Annotated in this window: 20 protein-coding genes; 12 read left to right on the top strand and 8 right to left on the bottom strand. The window is 33.5% G+C overall.

Annotation, left to right across the window (positions count from 1 at the left end; genetic code table 11):
- Window positions 1-135: 135 nt before the first annotated feature.
- Window positions 136-1,509 carry a DNA recombination protein RmuC gene (locus K6T82_RS23480; protein ID WP_223711382.1) on the bottom strand — a complete coding sequence of 458 codons (1,374 nt, stop codon included), beginning with the start codon at window positions 1,507-1,509 and terminating at the stop codon, window positions 136-138.
- Between the two features lie 182 nt (window positions 1,510-1,691).
- Here K6T82_RS23480 and K6T82_RS23475 point away from each other — a divergent pair, with 182 nt between their 5' ends.
- The 5 genes from K6T82_RS23475 to K6T82_RS23455 are packed head-to-tail and all read left to right on the top strand — an operon-like array spanning window position 1,692 to window position 5,759.
- Window positions 1,692-2,567 (top strand): protease complex subunit PrcB family protein, encoded by an 876-nt coding sequence (locus tag K6T82_RS23475; protein WP_223711381.1) that lies wholly within the window; start codon window positions 1,692-1,694, stop codon window positions 2,565-2,567.
- Window positions 2,568-2,574: 7 nt separating this feature from the next.
- Entirely contained in the window at window positions 2,575-2,973 is a 399-nt protein-coding gene (locus tag K6T82_RS23470) for a hypothetical protein (protein WP_223711380.1), read from the top strand.
- A 51-nt stretch (window positions 2,974-3,024) separates the two neighbouring features.
- Window positions 3,025-3,576: an RNA polymerase sigma factor gene (locus K6T82_RS23465; protein ID WP_184167212.1), complete on the top strand. Its 552-nt coding sequence runs from the start codon at window positions 3,025-3,027 to the stop codon at window positions 3,574-3,576.
- Window positions 3,573-5,192 (top strand): outer membrane beta-barrel protein, encoded by a 1,620-nt coding sequence (locus K6T82_RS23460; RefSeq protein WP_223711379.1) that lies wholly within the window; start codon window positions 3,573-3,575, stop codon window positions 5,190-5,192. The genes K6T82_RS23465 and K6T82_RS23460 overlap by 4 nt, the downstream gene beginning before the upstream one ends.
- Window positions 5,193-5,231: 39 nt before the next feature.
- The gene (locus K6T82_RS23455) at window positions 5,232-5,759 is read left to right on the top strand and encodes a MepB family protein (protein WP_223711378.1); all 528 of its coding nucleotides are present in this window, start codon (window positions 5,232-5,234) and stop codon (window positions 5,757-5,759) included.
- A 47-nt stretch (window positions 5,760-5,806) separates the two neighbouring features.
- On the opposite strand, the gene K6T82_RS23450 is transcribed toward K6T82_RS23455, so the two are convergent.
- The 3 genes from K6T82_RS23450 to K6T82_RS23440 all read right to left on the bottom strand — a co-directional run bounded on the left by K6T82_RS23450 (window position 5,807) and on the right by K6T82_RS23440 (window position 10,803).
- Window positions 5,807-9,217, bottom strand: a complete 3,411-nt coding sequence (locus tag K6T82_RS23450) for a T9SS type A sorting domain-containing protein (protein WP_223711377.1) — start codon at window positions 9,215-9,217, stop codon at window positions 5,807-5,809.
- A 305-nt stretch (window positions 9,218-9,522) separates the two neighbouring features.
- Window positions 9,523-10,275, bottom strand: a complete 753-nt coding sequence (locus tag K6T82_RS23445; protein WP_223711376.1) for an SDR family NAD(P)-dependent oxidoreductase — start codon at window positions 10,273-10,275, stop codon at window positions 9,523-9,525.
- 153 nt (window positions 10,276-10,428) lie between these two features.
- Window positions 10,429-10,803 carry a hypothetical protein gene (locus K6T82_RS23440; protein ID WP_223711375.1) on the bottom strand — a complete coding sequence of 125 codons (375 nt, stop codon included), beginning with the start codon at window positions 10,801-10,803 and terminating at the stop codon, window positions 10,429-10,431.
- Window positions 10,804-10,947: 144 nt separating this feature from the next.
- On the opposite strand from K6T82_RS23440, the gene K6T82_RS23435 reads away from it, so the two are divergent.
- From K6T82_RS23435 to K6T82_RS23420, 4 genes are read left to right on the top strand one after another with little or no spacing between them, the layout of a single operon-like run.
- Complete coding sequence (locus tag K6T82_RS23435; protein ID WP_223711374.1) at window positions 10,948-11,154, top strand: hypothetical protein; 207 nt, start codon at window positions 10,948-10,950, stop codon at window positions 11,152-11,154.
- A gap of 45 nt (window positions 11,155-11,199) precedes the next feature.
- The gene (locus K6T82_RS23430) at window positions 11,200-11,772 is read left to right on the top strand and encodes a pseudouridine synthase (RefSeq protein WP_223711373.1); all 573 of its coding nucleotides are present in this window, start codon (window positions 11,200-11,202) and stop codon (window positions 11,770-11,772) included.
- A gap of 50 nt (window positions 11,773-11,822) precedes the next feature.
- Complete coding sequence (locus K6T82_RS23425) at window positions 11,823-12,278, top strand: tRNA (cytidine(34)-2'-O)-methyltransferase (RefSeq protein WP_223711371.1); 456 nt, start codon at window positions 11,823-11,825, stop codon at window positions 12,276-12,278.
- 1 nt (window position 12,279) lies between these two features.
- The gene (locus K6T82_RS23420; RefSeq protein WP_223711369.1) at window positions 12,280-12,762 is read left to right on the top strand and encodes a hypothetical protein; all 483 of its coding nucleotides are present in this window, start codon (window positions 12,280-12,282) and stop codon (window positions 12,760-12,762) included.
- On the opposite strand, the gene K6T82_RS23415 is transcribed toward K6T82_RS23420, so the two are convergent.
- From K6T82_RS23415 to K6T82_RS23400, 4 genes are all read right to left on the bottom strand, one after another.
- Window positions 12,759-13,535, bottom strand: a complete 777-nt coding sequence (locus K6T82_RS23415) for an ABC transporter ATP-binding protein (RefSeq protein ID WP_223711367.1) — start codon at window positions 13,533-13,535, stop codon at window positions 12,759-12,761. The two genes, K6T82_RS23420 and K6T82_RS23415, sit on opposite strands and share 4 nt — an antisense overlap.
- A gap of 99 nt (window positions 13,536-13,634) precedes the next feature.
- Window positions 13,635-14,048 (bottom strand): GxxExxY protein, encoded by a 414-nt coding sequence (locus tag K6T82_RS23410; RefSeq protein WP_223711364.1) that lies wholly within the window; start codon window positions 14,046-14,048, stop codon window positions 13,635-13,637.
- Between the two features lie 135 nt (window positions 14,049-14,183).
- Window positions 14,184-15,212, bottom strand: coding sequence for a FecCD family ABC transporter permease (locus K6T82_RS23405; RefSeq protein ID WP_420828334.1), 1,029 nt, complete (start codon window positions 15,210-15,212; stop codon window positions 14,184-14,186).
- A 1-nt stretch (window position 15,213) separates the two neighbouring features.
- Window positions 15,214-16,356 carry an ABC transporter substrate-binding protein gene (locus tag K6T82_RS23400; protein ID WP_223711362.1) on the bottom strand — a complete coding sequence of 381 codons (1,143 nt, stop codon included), beginning with the start codon at window positions 16,354-16,356 and terminating at the stop codon, window positions 15,214-15,216.
- Window positions 16,357-16,449: 93 nt separating this feature from the next.
- Here K6T82_RS23400 and K6T82_RS23395 point away from each other — a divergent pair, with 93 nt between their 5' ends.
- The 3 genes from K6T82_RS23395 (at window position 16,450) to cobT (ending at window position 19,237) form a co-directional block, all read left to right on the top strand.
- On the top strand, window positions 16,450-16,812 hold the full coding sequence (locus K6T82_RS23395) for a C1orf53 family protein (protein ID WP_223711360.1): 363 nt from the start codon (window positions 16,450-16,452) through the stop codon (window positions 16,810-16,812).
- Window positions 16,813-16,879: 67 nt separating this feature from the next.
- The gene (cobU, locus tag K6T82_RS23390; RefSeq protein ID WP_223711358.1) at window positions 16,880-17,389 is read left to right on the top strand and encodes a bifunctional adenosylcobinamide kinase/adenosylcobinamide-phosphate guanylyltransferase; all 510 of its coding nucleotides are present in this window, start codon (window positions 16,880-16,882) and stop codon (window positions 17,387-17,389) included.
- Window positions 17,390-17,557: 168 nt separating this feature from the next.
- On the top strand, window positions 17,558-19,237 hold the full coding sequence (gene cobT, locus K6T82_RS23385) for a nicotinate-nucleotide--dimethylbenzimidazole phosphoribosyltransferase (RefSeq protein ID WP_223711355.1): 1,680 nt from the start codon (window positions 17,558-17,560) through the stop codon (window positions 19,235-19,237).
- Window positions 19,238-19,260: the final 23 nt, after the last annotated feature.

Here is a 19,260-nt window from a genome sequence, read left to right as displayed (position 1 = left end):
ATAGAAACATAGATTTTAATTTTCTTGAAAAGACTAAAAGAAAGAAACTAGTTTCTCACACATAGCTATGTGTAATTATGCAAGTGAAACGCCTTTTTCTCAATCTAAAATCTACGTCTCTCTGTGTTTAAATTATCAATTCAATAATTCATTTTCATCTGAATTGATTGCTCTTGCAATAATATTATCTGGAAGCGATTTCTTTGCCTTTGCTCCCATTTTTTTTAATCTTTCTACACTCGAAATTAAATTTCCTTTTCCGTCGACCAATTTGTTCATGGCGCTTTCGTATTCCGTTTTTGTGTCTTTAATTTTATTTCCTATACGAACTAAATCCGAAACAAAACCTTCAAATTTATCGTATAAAGCTCCGGCCTGTCTTGCAATTTCAAAAGCATTCTCCTGTTGTTTCTGATTCGTCCACATACTGTCAATTGTTCTTAAAGTTGCTAAAAGCGTACTTGGTGTTACAATAACAATATTTCTGTCAAAAGCTTTGGTGTACAAGGCTGGATCTTCATTCAACGCAATGGCAAAAGCAGGTTCCATCGGAATAAAAAGCAGCACAAAATCTGGACTTTCAATTTGGTACAAATCGTGATAATTTTTATTTCCAAGCTGTTCAACATGTCTTTTTATAGAAATAACATGTTCTTTCAACAATTCTAGTTTTAATAATTCCGATTCTTCATTAACCCATTTTTCATAGGCAACCAGTGAAACTTTAGAATCGACAATCATTTTTTTACCGTCAGGAAGGTTGATTACAACATCTGGAAAAACACGATTTCCATCTGCATTGGTAAAACTTTGTTGTACCTCGTATTCTCTTCCTTTTTCTAAGCCAGATTTTTCTAAAACGCGTTCTAAGACCAATTCTCCCCAATTCCCTTGCATTTTACTATCTCCTTTTAATGCTTTGGTCAGGTTTAAAGTTTCTTTGCTCATTTGCGCGTTCATTTCACTTAAACCAATAATTTGCTGGCGCAATGCCGCATGATAATCAATACTTTCTTTGTGAGTTTGATCCACCTTTTGTTCGAAAATATGAATTTTATCCTGAAGTGGCAGCAGGATATTTTTCATGTTTTCGCTATTTTGTTCGGTAAACTTTGCCGATTTTTCTTCGAGAATCTTATTGGCTAGGTTTTCAAATTCTTTCGTAAATTTTTCTTGAAGCTCGTTGATTTCGCTTTTCTGTTCTTTATGTCTTTCCCATAAATTTTCAAAATCTACTTCCTTTTTAGAAAGTTGAATCGCCAAACTGTCTTTTTCTGTTCGAATGCTTTCTTTCTCCGAATTAGTCAATTGCAATTGCTTCTGAATATTATTTTTTTCTACATCAAATTGCTCTTTCTGTATTTGTAACTGATTATTTAACGCATTTAATCTTTCCTCCAAAATTGCCTTTTCTGACTGATTTTTAGACGTAGAAAGCAATCTCCCTACGTAGATCCCGATAAATAACGCTATTACAAAACCCAATAAAAACGGTAGATAATTCAACATAACTAAGTTTATTTTACGTAAAAGTACGCAATAATACGTAGTACTTAGTTTTTAAAATAGAAATTTCACGAATTAAGAATTAATCCAAACTAAATCAACATTTTATTTTAAAAAAAATCAAATGCTACGCAACCTTTTTTTTAAACGCCCATCTACAAGATATAACCTATTACAAAATATTCATGAAAAAATTAATGCTTGGCTTATTTGTAGCCTTTGGAATTAGCGCTTGTTCACTTGGAGATGACACTAAATATGAAGATTGTGGAGCTAATACAATTGTAGAATTTACCGGATTTCCTTTCGCATGTAATTACAGCATCAAGACTCCTCCACCAAATTCAGCAGTTACTGTTGTAAATTCTCAAACAAAAATGGATCAATTATTTGAAAAACATACTAATAGTTGTTCGGTTGCGAGCGACCCAAGTATTGATTTTACAAAACAATATTTAGTTGGTGTTTTTGCAGGCCCAAAACCTACAACGGGTTATGCCATAAAAATTACTTCTATTGTAGAAAACGGTTGCGAAATCATTGTCAATTATTACGAAAAAGTGCCTGCTGCAAATGAAGCAGTTTCTCAGGTAACTACTAATCCGTATGATATGGTTTTAATTCCAAAAACATCAAAAGGATTTATTTTCATTAAAACAAATGAAAGCCCTGACAATATGATTATTGGAAATTTCTCAAATCAATGTACTGGTGCAGATTGTCAAAAATTCTTCCAAATCAATGATTATAATACTTTAAAATTCTTGAATGTTGCTTCCGGACAATACGATTTCAGCCAATACAGATATACTCCAACCATCAAAAGAGGAGAATATACTTTACTATTAAAAGATATTCCTGCAGAAATTTTGGCTCTTAAAGGACAAACTAAAACATATGGTACTCCGAACGAATCTACTCTTGGCGGTATTTATTTTGAAATGAACCAAAGCAGTGTTATTACAAGAATTTATATTGACAACAATGATACTGCAGATCAAACAGCTGCTGTAAAAGCTTTCAAAAAACTACTTCAGGACAAAATCACAAGCTTAAAATAATCGACTTATGAAAAAACTTTTTATATCTTTTATCGTCTGTTTTCTTTTTACTTCAGTATATTCTTTAGATGCTTCTAAAGTGGCTTCAGGATCAATTGTAAACACTTGGACTTGGGAAAAATCTGTGGGAGGAAATGACAATCCGTATGTAGCAACTCCAAAAAGTATTGGATTTACAAAGAAAATTATCTTCACATCTAATGGAAGAATAATTACTTATAAAAACAATGTTGAGATTAGAAACAGCGCTTATCAGGTAGAAAAAGGAATTGGATTTTCTGACCAGTCGCAACATGACTTGATCTCTTTCGAGGGCAAAACTTATGTAATAGAAAACCTTGACAATCAAAACCTAACGATTGTATCAAACGATCAAGATGGTGCCCGAACTATTTTTAAAAGATAGTTTTGTAAACTATTATAAACTATTTTTGCAAAATCAAATTTAAACCATTTCTTGAAAGACGACGTAGAAAAATACATCAAACTGTGCATGAAAAATGACAGAGAGGGACAACTGAAAATATATCAGTTGTTCTCTCCTGTTTTGTATGGAATATGTTTGAAATATATGAAGAACGAAGACGATGCAAAAGACGTTTTTCAGGAAGCTTTTGTAATTGTTTTTCAGAAAATAAGTCAATATAAATTTGAAGGAAGTTTTGAAGGATGGATGAAACGGATTTTCATCAATAAACTGATCGAAACTTTAAATAAAAAGAAAAAAGAAAGTTTCTTTCTGGATGTCTTTGATCCTGATACCGATTTTGTCGAAGAGGAAGAATTGGAGGTTATTCCGATGGAACAGGAAAAATTGTTGGAATACATTCGGGATTTACCCGATCAATATCGGACGGTTTTTAACTTGTATGTTTTTGAAAAGATGAAACACAAAGAAATAGCCGAATTATTAAAAATCTCCGAAGGAACATCAAAATCAAATTTAAACCGAGCCAAGCACATTTTACAAAAGCGAATTTTGAGTATCAAAAATTTTAAGACAGCATGAAGAAGCACAAAATAGAAGATATTTTTTCATCAATGGAAGACTTTTCTAGTGTTCCGCCTCCTGAATTATGGGGTCAAATTGAAGAAAAACTAAATAAACCTAAAAAGAAGAAGAGAGCTATTCTTTGGTGGTCGGCTGCTGCATGCTTATTACTGGGACTGCTTCTGCCTACAGTTTTACATTTTACTGGTTCAACTCAAAATAATAACTTAAACAATGGCGGTTTTGAAAATAACAGCGTAGTTCTAGACGAAAATACAAATCACAATAATTCAGTTAAAAACACAGAATCTAAAGAGAATAATCATAAAACTTTAGATACAACAAATGATGTTTCTGCAAAAAGCGAATTAGACAATCCAGAGACAAATCATGAAACAGAGACAGCTGTTGCACATTCTGATTCTAAAAACAAAAACACTAAAAACAATTCTAAAACAGAAGATAAAATCAACCGAAATACTCCAAATCAGAATTTTGGAAATCAGAGTTTTATCGCTTCTGGAGAAAAATCTGCTGTTGCATCTGCAACGAAGTCTTCTTTAGGAAACAACAAAAAAACCTCAACAAAAGGAATTTCTGAAGAAAGAATCGCGTTCGGAAAACCAAACAAATTTAATTCGACAACACAAAAACAGCTTTCTAATTCTATTTTCGAAGAAAAAATTGCTCCAAAAAGCAATAAAAACTTTGCATTTAATACCGAAAACGCTGTTGTTAACAATACTACTGCTAAACAAAATCTGAGCAATTCTAAAAACAATACAACTGAAAAGACTTCAAGTAGTATTGTAAAAGAAAGCTCCAAATTCGGTTCGGCTTTGACTAGACAAGATTCTATGCAATTGGCAGAACTTCAAAACTTAGAAAAAGGAATTCTTCCTGTAGAAGAAAAAAAGGATAAGAAAGAGAAAAAAGACAAAAACCCGTACTTGAAAGAAAGATGGGCTGTAGCCGTTTTTGCCGGTGTAGCAAATTCTGAAAATACTAGAAACGAAAAAACATTAGGTAATGTAAATGATTCTAAACAATCTAATTCATATGGAGTTAAGACAAAGTACAACCTTAACAATAAATGGGCTGTAAGTTCAGGATTTAAATTGAATGAGTTAGGACAAAGTGTTGCCAATATTTCTTATGTAAGTGCTAAAAGCAATGCACTTATTGTTCCCTCAGCCGATGCAAATGGCATCGCTAATGCAGTAGGAAATTACGATTATGTCTTAATCTCAAACAGTACTAAAGAAGCTCTAAAAAACAATGATGTACAAACTGGAAAACTGGATCAGAATTTAAGATACATCGAAATGCCTCTGGAAGTTTCTTATTCTGTTTTTAATCGAAACAAAGCCAGTATAAATTTAAATACAGGTGGTTTTGTGGGCAAATTAATTTCGAATAATGTGGCTATAGACGGAAATTCTATTGGTCAGAATGCAAATGCTAATGATTATGTCTATGGTTCTACTTTGAGTAGTACAGTGCAGTATCGTGTGTACAAAAAAACCAACGTTTTTGTAGAACCGGCGGTGAATTACTATATCAATCCATTAAACAATCAGTCTTTCAATCAGTTCCAGTGGGGATTAAATTTTGGATTAAATGTTTCATTCTAAATTGAATTTACTGTAATTTCATAAAAAAATATTGTTTTCATGAATTTTACAGCATCTGAAATGGATTCGAATTTAATTTCAACTGATTTAGCAACGGCAAAAGAAAAAGTTTTTGATAAAACTGGTTTTGAATTAAAGAATCTGGAAAAAGAAAATGAAAGTGCAGAATACAGTGCTTTTCGTTTTTCATTACACCACAAAAACATTTGTTATCGGGAAGCCAAAATAACACCGACAAAAACAGGACAATTTGTTACTTTATGGAAACGCAATCGATCTGGTATCATTGAGCCTTTTGATTATTCTGACGCAATTGATTTTGTTATAATCAGTGTTCGAAAAGAGAATAATTGGGGACAATTTATATTTCCAAAAAACATTTTATTAGAAAAAGGTGTTTTCTCGACCCAGAAAAAAGAAGGAATCAGAGCCACTCGTGTTTATCCGCCCTGGGATGAAACGACAAGCAAACAAGCTCAAAAAACACAAAAATGGCAGTTAGATTATTTCTTTTCTTTTACAAACGATGAAATAGATTTTACTTCTTTAAAAAAAATATTAGCATAAAAAAAGGCAGTCTTAAATGACTGCCTTTCTTTTTTATCTAAAGATTATTATTTTTTGATAATCTTATCTTTAAAAATAACCTTATTATTTTCTGTCACTGTATAGATATAAAATCCTGCTGTCAAATTATGAACAGACATAACCGCTGTACTGATCTCAGATTCGCTTTGTACGCTGATCGGATTTCCTATTACATGTCCGTTGATATCGTATAATTTGATTTTTAAATCTCTTCCTGTTGTAGTAGGCAAATCAAAATTAACAATATCTGTTGCAGGATTTGGATAAGCACGCACTACGTATTTATTTTTAGATCCAAAATCAGGTGTTGCAAGCACGTCTTGTTTTAATTCGAAACGAGCAATTACAGGTCCGTGATCCGAAGTTGTATTTGTATAACTTGCAATATCATTACGAGGATCATAAACCGCTGTAGAATTTGCGATATAATCATCAAACAATTCATTAGAAATTGTAATATGATCTAAGAACCCACCTGAACTCAAGAAACTGTATGCACCCGCTTGGCTGATTTCTAGAGTAAGTGCTTTGTAATTATTAGTATCATTTACAAAAGCCTCGTAAGAAGATGGCTGTCCAGCAATTACAGAAGCTTTTACGTCATCATTATAATCTCCTAAAAGAATGATATTCGCATTCGGGTAATTTGCATCTAAACTATCTTTCAACACTTGTGTATCATACTTACGCATATTGTAGCGCGAAATATCTGTTCCACTGTTTGCACGTGCATGAAGATCGATTAGCTTAATTTCATTTTTAACTCCATTAAGATTCGTTTCTAAAGTTACCATGTAAGGCAGACGACCAGATGAGAAGAAACTGCTATTAGATCCTCCAGGATAATTTGCCAAAGTTTTTGTTCCAGCACGAAGCTCGTCGTAAAAATCTTTAAACATTACACGTGTTCCATTTGCTTTCAATGAAGTTGTTTGTGTATTGTAAATAACAACTAATTTTTGAGGTGGAAAAGATGGATCTGAAGTTGGGTCCCAAGAATAAGACCAAGAAGTTGAAACTGTTTTTTCGAACGTTTTACCGTTTACGTTTATTTTTGCGATTAAAGCATCGATCTGAGCATCGCTAGAAACTTCCTGAACTACATAAACGTCAGCGTCTAATTTGTTCATCACTTTTGCTACGTTATCCAATTGCAATGCTTTATCAGCTGGACCATAAGCAGAAGTTGGTGCTCCAAAAAATTCTAAGTTGTATGTAACAACATCAAAAGTATCAGCTTTAGGCAAAGAAGATCCAGTTAATGAACCAATTTGTTTGTTTAAAGAAGTTCCTGTTACTGTTAACACTCCAGAGATTTTTAATTCTTTTGTTGTTGGAATAAATCTCGCATATAATGTTGTTCCCGCAGCAGCAGTAGCAGAAGAAACCACAATACTTGAAGCAAAAGAAATATTATCTGCAGATAGCTGATAAGATGCAGGAGCAGTAATGGTAATATCTCCGTAACCATCTCCTTTAAAAGCAAAAGGCTGACTTACAGAAACTGTATTTTGAGCAACATCACCAAAATCTAAAACCGGATTTGAAGCTATATAACCAGACTCGTTTGTAATAGCGAAATCATCAAAAGACCATTCTGAAGCATTGTTGGTTCCTCCAGCTGTTGTTTCGTAAACCCATGCCAAATAGGTATGATCTGTTTTGTAAGCCCCTAAATTGATGTATTGAGATTGCACATAACTTCCTGTTACAGTTGGGAAATTCCCATCGATTTCTGTCCAAGTTGCCAAAGTAGGATCGCTTATACCATCATAATTTGTAGAAACCATTAATTTTAAAGATGGACCAGCATAAAATTTACGAGTATAAAAAGATAACAATGGGAATTGACCAAAAGAATCTAAACGTAATTTTGGAGAAATCAACCAATCTTTACTTGGAACATTCGTGTCTGAGAAACCATTCATAAGAACAGCTCCAGTTCCAGAATTTACATTTCGGGTTACATTTGTATACGTCCATTTATTTAAAGGTCCAGAAACATTATATTGTGTCCATCCACTATTTGAAAGTACATTTGGATCATCAAAATTTTGAATGTAAGGATTCGTTCCAATTCCAGAAACAGAAACTGTTTTGCTTAAAGCACCAGTTGTTTCATTTGTAATTGTTCCAGACAAAATACCAGCAGTACTTGGCTTAAAACGAACATAAACAGTCGGAGTTGCATTTGAAGCAAAATCTGCTGCATTATAAGAAACAGAAGATTGGAAAGTGGTATTATCTTTTGAAACCGTAAAATTAGCAGAAGCAGTTACAATTACTGGAGCACTAATATTCGTTCCTGCAATTTTATATTCTAAACTCGCTGAATCAAGATTTTGCTCAACACTTCCAAAGTTAAGTGTTGCAATCGTAGTTCTGATAGAAGGCACCAAAACATTTGCCGTTGTAACATCTAATTTGTTAACAGTTGCCTGAAGATTTTCTGAAGCATCTTCAGAAACAGAATAAACTGTGTAAGCTGTATTTAAGGTTAAACCAGTAAAGATTTTAGAATATTCTAAAGCTTTATCTGAAATAGTCAAAGAACCTGACTGCAAAGCTGCCGCTCCAGTAGCATCGAAACCTGCTTTTACTTGTTCTGGAGTTGGCAATGCACTTCCTGAAGCAGTTAAAACAAAATACGTTTTCCCCGTTTCGTTGATTTTATTTACAAAGTCGAAACCATCTGATAAAATTTCAACCGCTTTTGGATAACCTGTTTCATTAGCTGGAGCAGTTGAATCTCCTCCCACTTTAATGTTATCAATTGCGAAAGATGGTCTTGAACCTCCACCTCCGTTTTGTTTACTAATCCATCTGATTTGAACTACTGGTTGATTATCGCAATCTGCAGGTAAAGTAACACTTATTGTCTGAGGATTTTGAGGAGTTGTTACACCCGAACCAGTTTGAGTAGTTGTTCCACTCAAATAAGATGTCGTTGGCAAAGTTGCAAAGTCATTTGTTTGCCCCACTCTATACTGCAAAACCATTTCATTTACACGAGTATTATTTGCATCATAAGGATTACGAATAACCATTGCCTCATACTGAACCTGAACAGCTGTTTGACCAGTTGTAGAAAATGCCAAAGCAATAGTTAAGTCTAGAGATCCTGTGTTTAAGAAACCGATTTTTCCATTATAATTATGAAAGTTCCCACTATTAGTAGACGCTGAACTATTAGCAACAAGTGCTCTGTCTGCCACTACTGTTGCGCTGGTATTAAACGCAGATCCGGGAGCAAGAGAAGCGGTCCATCCTCGAAATCCAACTGGAAAAGCTGTAGCCGTCGCCTGCAATCCGTTAAAGTTTTGAGAATAAGGTAATGTTTGAACCTCAGGCATTGTCTGAGCAAAAAGATGACTCGAAAAGCATCCAATCAAACATATAAAAGCCAGTAACTGGCGCGAAAAGTAAAGTTTTTTCATACTGTTAAAAAATAGAGTTTTTAGAAGTCAAATTTATCGCCTTTAAAGTTAAGCCAGTATTATAAAACCATAAACTTAATGTTTACCTATTTATCATAATAATTCAATAAAGCTTAACACAATCTTTAAGTTACTAAAATAAAACCAATCGAAATAGCTTTACACAAAATATTATTCAAAACCAATCCTTTAAAAATCCATCTAAAAAAAATCCGTCTTTCCTACAAATACAGTAATTATTAAATAAAAAAAGCAGTAAAAAAATACTGCTTTTCTCCATTAATTGTTATGTAGTCTAAAAAATATTATACTGCTGTATAACCTCCATCGGCTATAATGTAACTTCCTGTTGTAAATGATGATTTATCAGAGTTTAGGAAAACGACTAATTCTGCAATTTCTTCTGCAGTTCCCAAACGATTCATTGCCGATTTTGCTGCAACTGCATTCATCATATCTTTATTCAAATTATCTTTTAGTAATGCAGTCTCAATATAACCTGGTCCAACTGCATTGCAACGAATGTTTTTCTGTGCATATTCGACAGCTATATTTTTGGTCAACCCTACGACTGCATGTTTAGAAGCCGTATATGCCGGACTAAGTGGAGCTGCAACTTGTCCATGAATGGATGCAATATTTACAATGCTTCCTCCACCGTTTTTTTCCATTTGTTCCAATTGGTATCGGCAAGCGTAGAAAACACCATTTAAGTTTAACCCTATAACCCTGTCCCAATCTTCTGGCTCGTATTCTCCGGTTGGTTTTGCCGGCCCGCCCATTCCTGCGTTGTTGCAGGCAATGTCAAGTCGTCCGTATTTTGAAACCGTAACTTCGACCATATGTTTATTATCACTGGCACTCGACGAATCTCCTTTTATAAAAAAAGCTTCTCCGCCCTTGTCTTTTATATTTTTTACGGTTTCTTCACCGTGATCTACATTAATATCAGATACTACTACTTTTGCTCCTTCTCGAGCGTATGCTTCTGCTACCGCGCGTCCAATTCCAGAACCTCCGCCAGACACAAAAGCTACTTTATTTTCTAAAAGTGCCATTTTTATTATATTTTAAATTATACCTCTAATTTACGAATAACTTCAGTGGCAGCCGAGTATTACAAAGAGTTTACAATAAGATTAACGCTTACCGCTAATGTTATGTTATTTGATATTAAAATGACCCTGTTTCGCTAGAAATTTCGTATTGTATTATTCGTTTTCGTCCAATTTCATGTTTCCACGATCCTCATGATTGTCAGGATGCGAATTTGGATATCGATTTGGTGTTATGTCAGAATTACGATCTTTGTTTTCTACTGTTTTTTCAACTTCTTCATCGGTTACGACTCCTCTATTAGCATTTGCATTATTGGAGTCCGTTTTTGAAATTTTAGTTTTAATATCTTCATTTTCATTTCGGGCTCGTTCTACAATCTTTTTATCACCGTCTTGATCTGTAACCAATTCTTTATTCAGTTTTGCATCTTTTAAATCTTTATCATGAGAGACATTTTCTCCTTTAGATTCGTCTACATTTTTCTGCGTTCCGTTGATCTTTTTAGTTTTTAAATTATTCGTTTCCATGGCATTATCGTTTTTATATTGAAATTATAATATTACGAATTTCAACCTTGAAAAAATTATGACTTAAGATTGGTTTTCTTTTATAATTGCCACCTGCATTTTATTTTATTACCTTTATTAAAAGCAACTTAACACTCTTAATACATGAATTTTCTCAAAATCAAAACGTGCTGGTCTAATGCAGAATTTATTATAATCAAAATCTGCATGGCTACAATCTATATTTTCGTTGGAAGTTATTTTCATGATTTTTTTCAAAATTATCATTGGGCTTTAATCGAAATTTTTGCTTTTACTGTAATTTGGTTTGTGTATCAATGGATAAAGAAAATGAAATCACAAAAGCTGTAATTCGTTTAATTTTAAGAAAGCAACTATCTTTGCAAAAAATTAAAAATGCACAGACACTTCATTCTTTTTAAACCTTACGGCTACTTAAGCCAATTTATATATGAATTAAAAAGAAAGAAAAAGCTTTTGGGTGAATTGCACGATTTCCCAGAAGGCACGATGGCCATTGGAAGACTGGATGAAGATTCTGAAGGTTTGCTTTTATTGACAACCGACGGAATGGTAAGCGAAGATGTTAGAAGTAAAAAAGTCGATAAAGAATATTACGTTCAAGTTGATGGCGTTATCACTCCAGAAGCGATCGAACAATTACAGAAAGGCGTACAAATTGGTCTTGATGGCGGAAAATACAAAACGAAACCTTGCACTGCTTTTATCGTTACCGAAATTCCAGATTTCGGACTGAGAGCCAAAAAGATTCGAGACGAACGCCATGGCCCGACTTCTTGGGCATCTATAACCATAAATGAAGGTAAATTTCGTCAGGTTCGAAAAATGACTGCTGCAGTTGGTTTTCCTACTCTTCGATTGGTTCGTGTTCGAATCGGAAATGTATATTTGCAAAATCTTAAAGCGGGAGAAGTGCTCGAGGTTGAGAATTTTCAATTAGATAATTAGATAATATGGCAATTAAATAATTGCCAAAAACTTAATTCATAACTAAAAACATGTTAAACGTTGTTCTTGTAGAACCAGAAATACCTAATAATACCGGAAATATCGGAAGATTGTGCGTGGGTACAGAAAGCCGATTGCATTTAATTCATCCATTCGGATTTGTAATTAACGACAAAAACCTGAAACGCTCGGGATTGGATTACTGGGTTCATCTTGATGTTACCGAATATCAAAATACAGAAGAATGGATTGCGCAAATTCCAGATCATTCCAGAGTATTTTTAATGAGTTCGCATTCTGATAAATCGTATTTAGAAAATGAATTTCAAGACGGCGATTGGCTGGTTTTTGGAAAAGAAAGCGTTGGTTTAAGCAAAGAGTTTATGGCCAAATTCGAAAATCATTTAACGATTCCGATGTCACCGCTTATTCGCAGTTTTAATATTGCTAATTCTGTTGCTTTTGTAGTTGGTGAAGCGAAGAGACAAATTGGGTTGAAGAAATAAGATGAGACCGCTCATAGATGAAAATAATCTCAGCTATTCTAAAGAATTTTTGATTTATCGCACACGAGGAAAAATTCTTGAGAGAGTAATCTTTACGATTGGAGCTTTTATAGGTTTTATTTACTTTTATATAGAAAACCAACTTCTTATATTTTCTGTGCTATTTTTCGTTTTTATTTTTCAAATTCCTCTACTTATTAAATCAATAAAAAGAATTGATGAAATTCAATTTAGAATTAATTCTAAAGGAATTCAGTACAAGGATAGTCTTTTAATTCCGTGGAATAATATCGAAAACGAAAGAACTTTTTCAGAACATAATGGTTATAAAAACGGGAATACAGAATATTTCATTTATTATATTATTGAACCTAGTCAAATAATGAAATTCGATCTTAATGAATTAAGTACAGATGTAAGTGAATTAAGTATTGTCCTAAATGTTCACCGAAATAGATATAACAGAGAAAATAATAAAAACTAACTCACAATAAACTTCCCTTTTTCAGCATCGAAAACAATATTTTCATCTTTAAATAAATGGCTGAAACTTCCATTCGAAATTAAATTACAAGGTTGATCTTGAACTATATTCTCTGGCGTCATCATAATCATTTCGTCACTTAATTGAATTGCTAGATCAATATCGTGTGTTGAAAACAAAATGCATTTTTGAGTTTCCTGAGTCAGTTTTTTCAATAATTTGAACAAAGAAACCTTATGTAATAAATCTAAATGAGTTGTCGGTTCGTCTAAAATTATTAGTGGGGTATCTTGTGCCAAAGCTCTTGCAATAAGAACTTTTTGTAATTGCCCATCACTAATTTGAAAATGTTTTTTTGAAGCTAAATGCTCGATTTGAGTTAAATTCATCGCTTCGTGGACTTTTGCAATATCTTCCTCAGACAATTTATCTACCCAATTCGTATAAGGTTGTCGACCCAGCGCTACTAATTCAAAAACAGTAAGATTACTTGGCGGCAGTTTTTCCGTTAAAACCAGACTTAAATTCTGTGCTAATTCTAAAGGTTTATAATCTGAAATACTTTTTTCATTCAAATAAACATTTCCGGATAAAGGTTTTTGGATTCCGGTGATCGTTCTCAACAAAGTGGACTTCCCTATACCGTTTGCTCCTATTAAAGTAATTAGTTTTCCTGCTTCCAGATTTAGATTTAAATTCTCAGCAATGGTTGTAACACCTTTCTTGGATTTGTATCCAATATTTAGATTTGAGGTTTTTAAGATGTTTTTCATTTTTTAGTTGATTTTTAAACACATAGAAACATAGGCTTTTCCTTTATTACTGAGAGTTTATTTGAAAATTTACTAGTAAATTAACACATAGCTTTGAACTTATACTTTTGGAAGTAATTTAAAATATTCATTTACAAAAGTTTTTTGACCTTCTTTAAAAATATTGAAACAGTTAAAATTAACAAGAATGCCTTTTGGTGCTTTTAAAAGTTTCATATAGGTCATTAACTGTGCTTCGTGTATTGGAGTTGTTTCTAAAGCGGCTTTCAATTCAACAACTAAACAATTTTCAATAAGCAGGTCGCATTTTAAATTTGCAACTAATTCTTTATTTCTATAAACTAACGGTACATTCAATTCTGTAAAAAAACTTATCTTACGATATCTCAATTCTTCTTTTAGACATTCATGATATATACTTTCCAATAGTCCTCTACCCATTGCTTTATGTACTTCAATACAGGCACCTAATACATCAAAAGTCAACTCATCTAAATATTTCTGCGTAATCATTATCCTAATTTTTGGAGACAAGCTATGTTTTCACAAAGGCTATGTTTATTTAAGTAAAGTGAAACGCCTCTAATCGATTTCTAAAACTATGTCTCTATGTGTTTAAAAAATTAAAGATAATATTTTTGTAATATTTTACTGAAAATTTCTTTTCCTCACTAATAACCAAATTACAACCGGCGCACCAATTATAGACGTAATCGCGTTTATTGGAAGCGTAACATCCAATCCTGGCATTTGCGAAACAATATCACAAAACAACATTATTATAGAGCCAAAAAATAAAGTGCTCCAAAACAAAATGGTATGATTACTAGTTTGAAAAGTCAATTTTGCAATATGTGGCACCGCTAAGCCAATAAATGCAATTGGTCCTGCAAACGCTGTAATCGCTCCCGATAAAATACTTGTTGCAAATATGATGACTAATCTTGCTTGTTTAAAATTCAACCCCAAGCTTTTGGCGTAGTTTTCTCCAAGCAATAGAGCATTCAAAGGCTTTATGCTTTTGGCGCTCAAAAGCAATCCAACTCCAACGCAAAAAGTCAAAATCCCGATTGTCGACCAAGAAAGATTTCCTAAACTTCCCATTGACCAGAAAGTAAATTTTTGGAGTTGTTCTGCGGTACTGAAATAAGTTAAAACACTGACAATCGCCGTTGTGAAACTTCCGAACATTAATCCGACAATTAAGATTGCCATGGTATCTCTCAATCTTTGTGAAACTATTAACACCAACAATAAAACTAATGTGCTTCCTAAAGTAGACGCCAGAACAATTCCGTAAGAAGATAATGCAATTACACTTAAAAAAGAAGGTAGAAATCCCGCTCCCAGAATCACAAAAGCCACTCCAAGACTTGCCCCCGAACTTAATCCCAAAACGTAAGGTCCTGCCAACGGATTTCGGAATAAAGTCTGCATTAGAAGCCCACTGATTGATAATCCGCTTCCAACCAGAACAGCCGTAATTGCTTTCGGCAAACGATAATTGACAATAATATATTCCCAAGTAGATTTTGTTGCATGACTTCCGGTTAAACTCGCCACAACATCTTTTAACGGAATAGTAACAGATCCCAAACTAATGCTTGCAAAAAACATTAATAAAAGACCCAAAGTCAAAACAACAAATAAAATGGTATTTCGTTTTTTATTCGCCAAATTAATTCAGTTTTGATGCAAAAGTAAATTCGTAACTTGACAATAAATCTGGATGAAAAATCTTGATATAATCTTTCAACACTAAATCTGGACGGCTTGGCGCCAATTCATAATAAACAGTTCCTCCGGTTGCGCCCACTTTTCCTTCAAAATTGTAAACCATTTTATTTTTGAAAGCATCAAATTCTCCATAATGCGGATTCGCTTTTTGCAATTCATCTAAACTTTTAAATGAACCTGAAGCAATCCAGACATTTGCCGTTTTTGCTTTATCTAAAACTTTTTCAAAAGATAAGCCTTCACTTCCACTTCCATTTAAATCTGCCCATAGATAAGTGGCTTGAGCATCTTTCATAAACTGAGCAACCCAGCTGTTTCCTTTGGCAACGTACCAAACATCTTCGTACATTGAACCATACAATACTTTTGAGGTTGCAGGTTTATCTGCAACTAATTTTTTTGCTTGGTTATAACTTTCTACAATTTTATCAAAAAGTTCTTTTGCTTTATCTTCTTTACCAAATAAAGCACCATAAAGTTTGATCCATTCTGCTTTTCCAAGTGGAGATTGCTCCATCCAATCGCCTTGAATTAAAACATTTAAACCACTTTTTTTCAGATTATCCAACATCGGATTATTATTGTCAACACCAAAAGTCACAATTAGATTTGGTGCTAATTCTATTAATTGTTCTATGTTCAGTTTTTCATTTTGTCCAACGTTTTTCACAGAACCTTTGTCAATCAATGCTCGGGTTTTTTCTGAAGAAATATAATCCGTATGAGGAAAACCGACTAATTTATTTTCTACCTCAAGCATTTCCAAAAACGGAATGTTAGTTGTTGAAGTTACCACAACAGACTCCAACGGAACCTGAATTGTAGTATAAGATTGAAGACTATCCGGTACTTTTGCTTCTTTTTCCTTTAAAATATATTTGAAATCTTTATCTGCATTAGGCCATGGATTTGAAACAGTTACAACTGAATAATCGTCATATTTTACGATTGAAAGTCCTGATGCATATTCGATACTATTTTGGGCATTTTCTACTTTTACAGCTTCTACTTTTTCATTCTTCTTACATCCGACAAGAATAAAAAACGCTGCTGTAAAAATCATTTTAGGGAATAAATCTCTCATGGTTTCGGTTTTGGTTGGAACAAAGGTAAAGTATTTTATATTTTTTTTGTTTACCTTTATTCTTACAAATTTAAACAATTGTATCTTTACAACATGAATACCACAAAAATGAAAATTTGCTCAAGCTGTGATTCTGAATTCAGCTGTGGAGATATATCTGTAGAAAATAAATGCTGGTGTAATGACTATCCGCCAATCTTCAATCTTTCTGAAGGCGGCGACTGTCTCTGTCCAGTTTGTTTCAAAGAAGCTTGCGAAGATAAAATCGAAGCGTACATAGAAACTCTAACACCAGAACGAGCACTTCAAAACAAAGCACAATCTTTACCCAAAACAGAAAAATTAATTGAAGGAATCGATTATTATCTTGAAGATGGCAATTATGTTTTCAAACCTTGGTTTCATCTCAAACGAGGAACTTGCTGCGGAAATGACTGCCGACATTGCCCTTATTAATTGTTAATTATAAATTGTTAGTTGTTAATTATTAACTTGGCAAGCATAATTTATAACCAAATCAAAAATGATTTATTTAGTAACCGGCGGTGAACGCTCTGGAAAAAGCGGTTATGCTCAGAAACTAGCTTTACAACTTTCTGATTCTCCGTTGTATGTCGCAACTGCACGAAAATGGGATTCAGATTTTCAAACCAGAATCGATCGCCATCAACAAGAAAGAGATGAACGTTGGACAAACATCGAAGAAGAAAAGTATTTAAGTAAAATTGATTTTTCCGGAAAAACGGCTTTAATTGATTGCGTAACGCTTTGGCTTACCAACTTTTTTGTGGATCATAAAAACGATGTCGCTTTAAGTTTAGAAGAAGCCAAAAAAGAATTTCTAGCCATTTCTCAACAGAAAAATTCCAACATAATCATTGTAACAAACGAAATCGGAATGGGTGTTCATGCCGAAACGCACATTGGCAGAAAATTTGTTGAATTGCAAGGCTGGATGAATCAGTTTCTTGCTGAAAATGCCGATCAGGTTGTTTTAATGGTTTCTGGAATTGCAGTAAAAATAAAGGGGTGAAAAATCAATTTCAATCACAATCTCAAAAATCAATATTCTCTTTTAGTTCTTTTTTTCTTTAATAAATAATTCTGATTCCAGAGCGAATACTTTAACTTTACAAGAATTAAAGGATTTTGAGAATCAAATTAATATTGATTTTTGAAATTGATATTGATTTTTCTGAAAATGAGCCATTTAGACGATATATTAAAATCCCGACGCGACACAAGACATTTTACCTGCGATGAAGTTCCAGATGAAGTAATTCAAAAAGCACTACAAGCTGGACATTGGGCACCTTCTGTCGGATTGACCGATGCGACAAGATATTACCTCATTAAATCAGATGAAGTTAAAAGTTCGATCAAAATGCTCTTTTTAGATTACAATAAAAAAGCTGAAGAACTAACGGATAATCTGGAACAAAAAGAGCTGTACAGATCTTTAAAACTTGAGGCAATAGAAGAAGCTCCAATCGGACTTATTATTGCTTACGACCGATCTGTACTGAATCAGTTTACAATTGGCACAATCGGAAGTAATGAAGCGGTGAAATTTAGTTCGGTTTGTGCAGCGCAAAATATCTGGCTTTCGCTTACGGAACAAGGTTATGGAATGGGATGGGTTTCAATTCTGAATTATTACGAGTTTAAAAAAATCCTCGATTTACCTGAAAACATTGAACCTCTTGGTTATTTCTGCATCGGAAAACCTGCAACCAATTATAACAATCAGCCCATGTTGCAGCAATTGCATTGGAAAAAAAAATCTGAAGCACCGATTTGTACGGAAATAAACGAAATTCGTAAAATCAATAATATTGATTTCGATGTAAAATCAAATCAGAAAACAGAAAACAGACCTGATTTCGAAACGCTTTTACAGGAAAAAATAGATTCTAAAACAAAACCAGTTGGTTCTTTGGGAACTTTAGAAACATTGGCTTTTCAAATGTCTACTGTTTTCGAAAACTTAAATCCGAAAATCACAAAACCCACTATAATAGTTTTTGCTGCAGATCACGGAATTGCGAATCACGGAGTAAGTGATTATCCTCAAGATGTTACACGCCAAATGGTGACTAATTTTCTGGAAGGTGGAGCAGCAATCAATGTTTTCTGCAAACAACATAATATTGAATTAGAAATAGTTGATGCTGGAGTTAATTACGATTTTCCAACAAACACTAAATTAATTGATGCCAAAATTGCCAAAGGAACCCAATCTTTCCTTCATGTTCCTGCAATGAGCGAAACTGAAGTTCAATTGTGTTTCGACAAAGGCAAATCGATTGTCGAAAATATTGCAAAATTGGGTTCAAATTGTATCGGTTTTGGTGAGATGGGAATTGGAAATACTTCTACAGCTTCTGTTTTAATGAGCCTTTTAACAGGTTTTTCTATTGAAGAATGTGTCGGAAAAGGAACGGGAGTTTCAGATGAGAGATTAATTCAAAAACAAAACATTCTCAAAAAAGCAATTGATAGTTATTCCGGTCAAGCCGATTTGATGTCGCAGCTTTCTTATTTTGGAGGTTTCGAAATCCTTCAAATGTCTGGCGCAATGCTTGAAGCTTTCGAAAACAAAATGTTGATTTTAGTGGATGGTTTTATTTGTACAGTTGCTTTTCTAATTTCTTCTAAATTAAACCCGAACATCAAACAAAATGCAGTTTTCTGCCATTGTTCTGCCGAAAAAGCACATTTAAAATTGCTAAATTATCTGAATGCAAAACCAATTTTAAATCTGGATTTGCGCTTGGGCGAAGGAACGGGCTGTGCGGTTGCTTTTCCTATTTTGAAATCGGCCGAAGCATTTTTGAATGAAATGGCAAGTTTTGAAAGCGCGGGAATAAGTCGTAAATAGTTTTCAGTCTCGGTCTCAGTTTA

It is taken from the genome of Flavobacterium potami, assembly GCF_020026915.1.
Taxonomy (GTDB): Bacteria; Bacteroidota; Bacteroidia; order Flavobacteriales; family Flavobacteriaceae; genus Flavobacterium; species Flavobacterium potami.
Note: the sequence above shows the minus strand (reverse complement) of the source record. Positions and strands in the feature narration are given on the sequence as shown.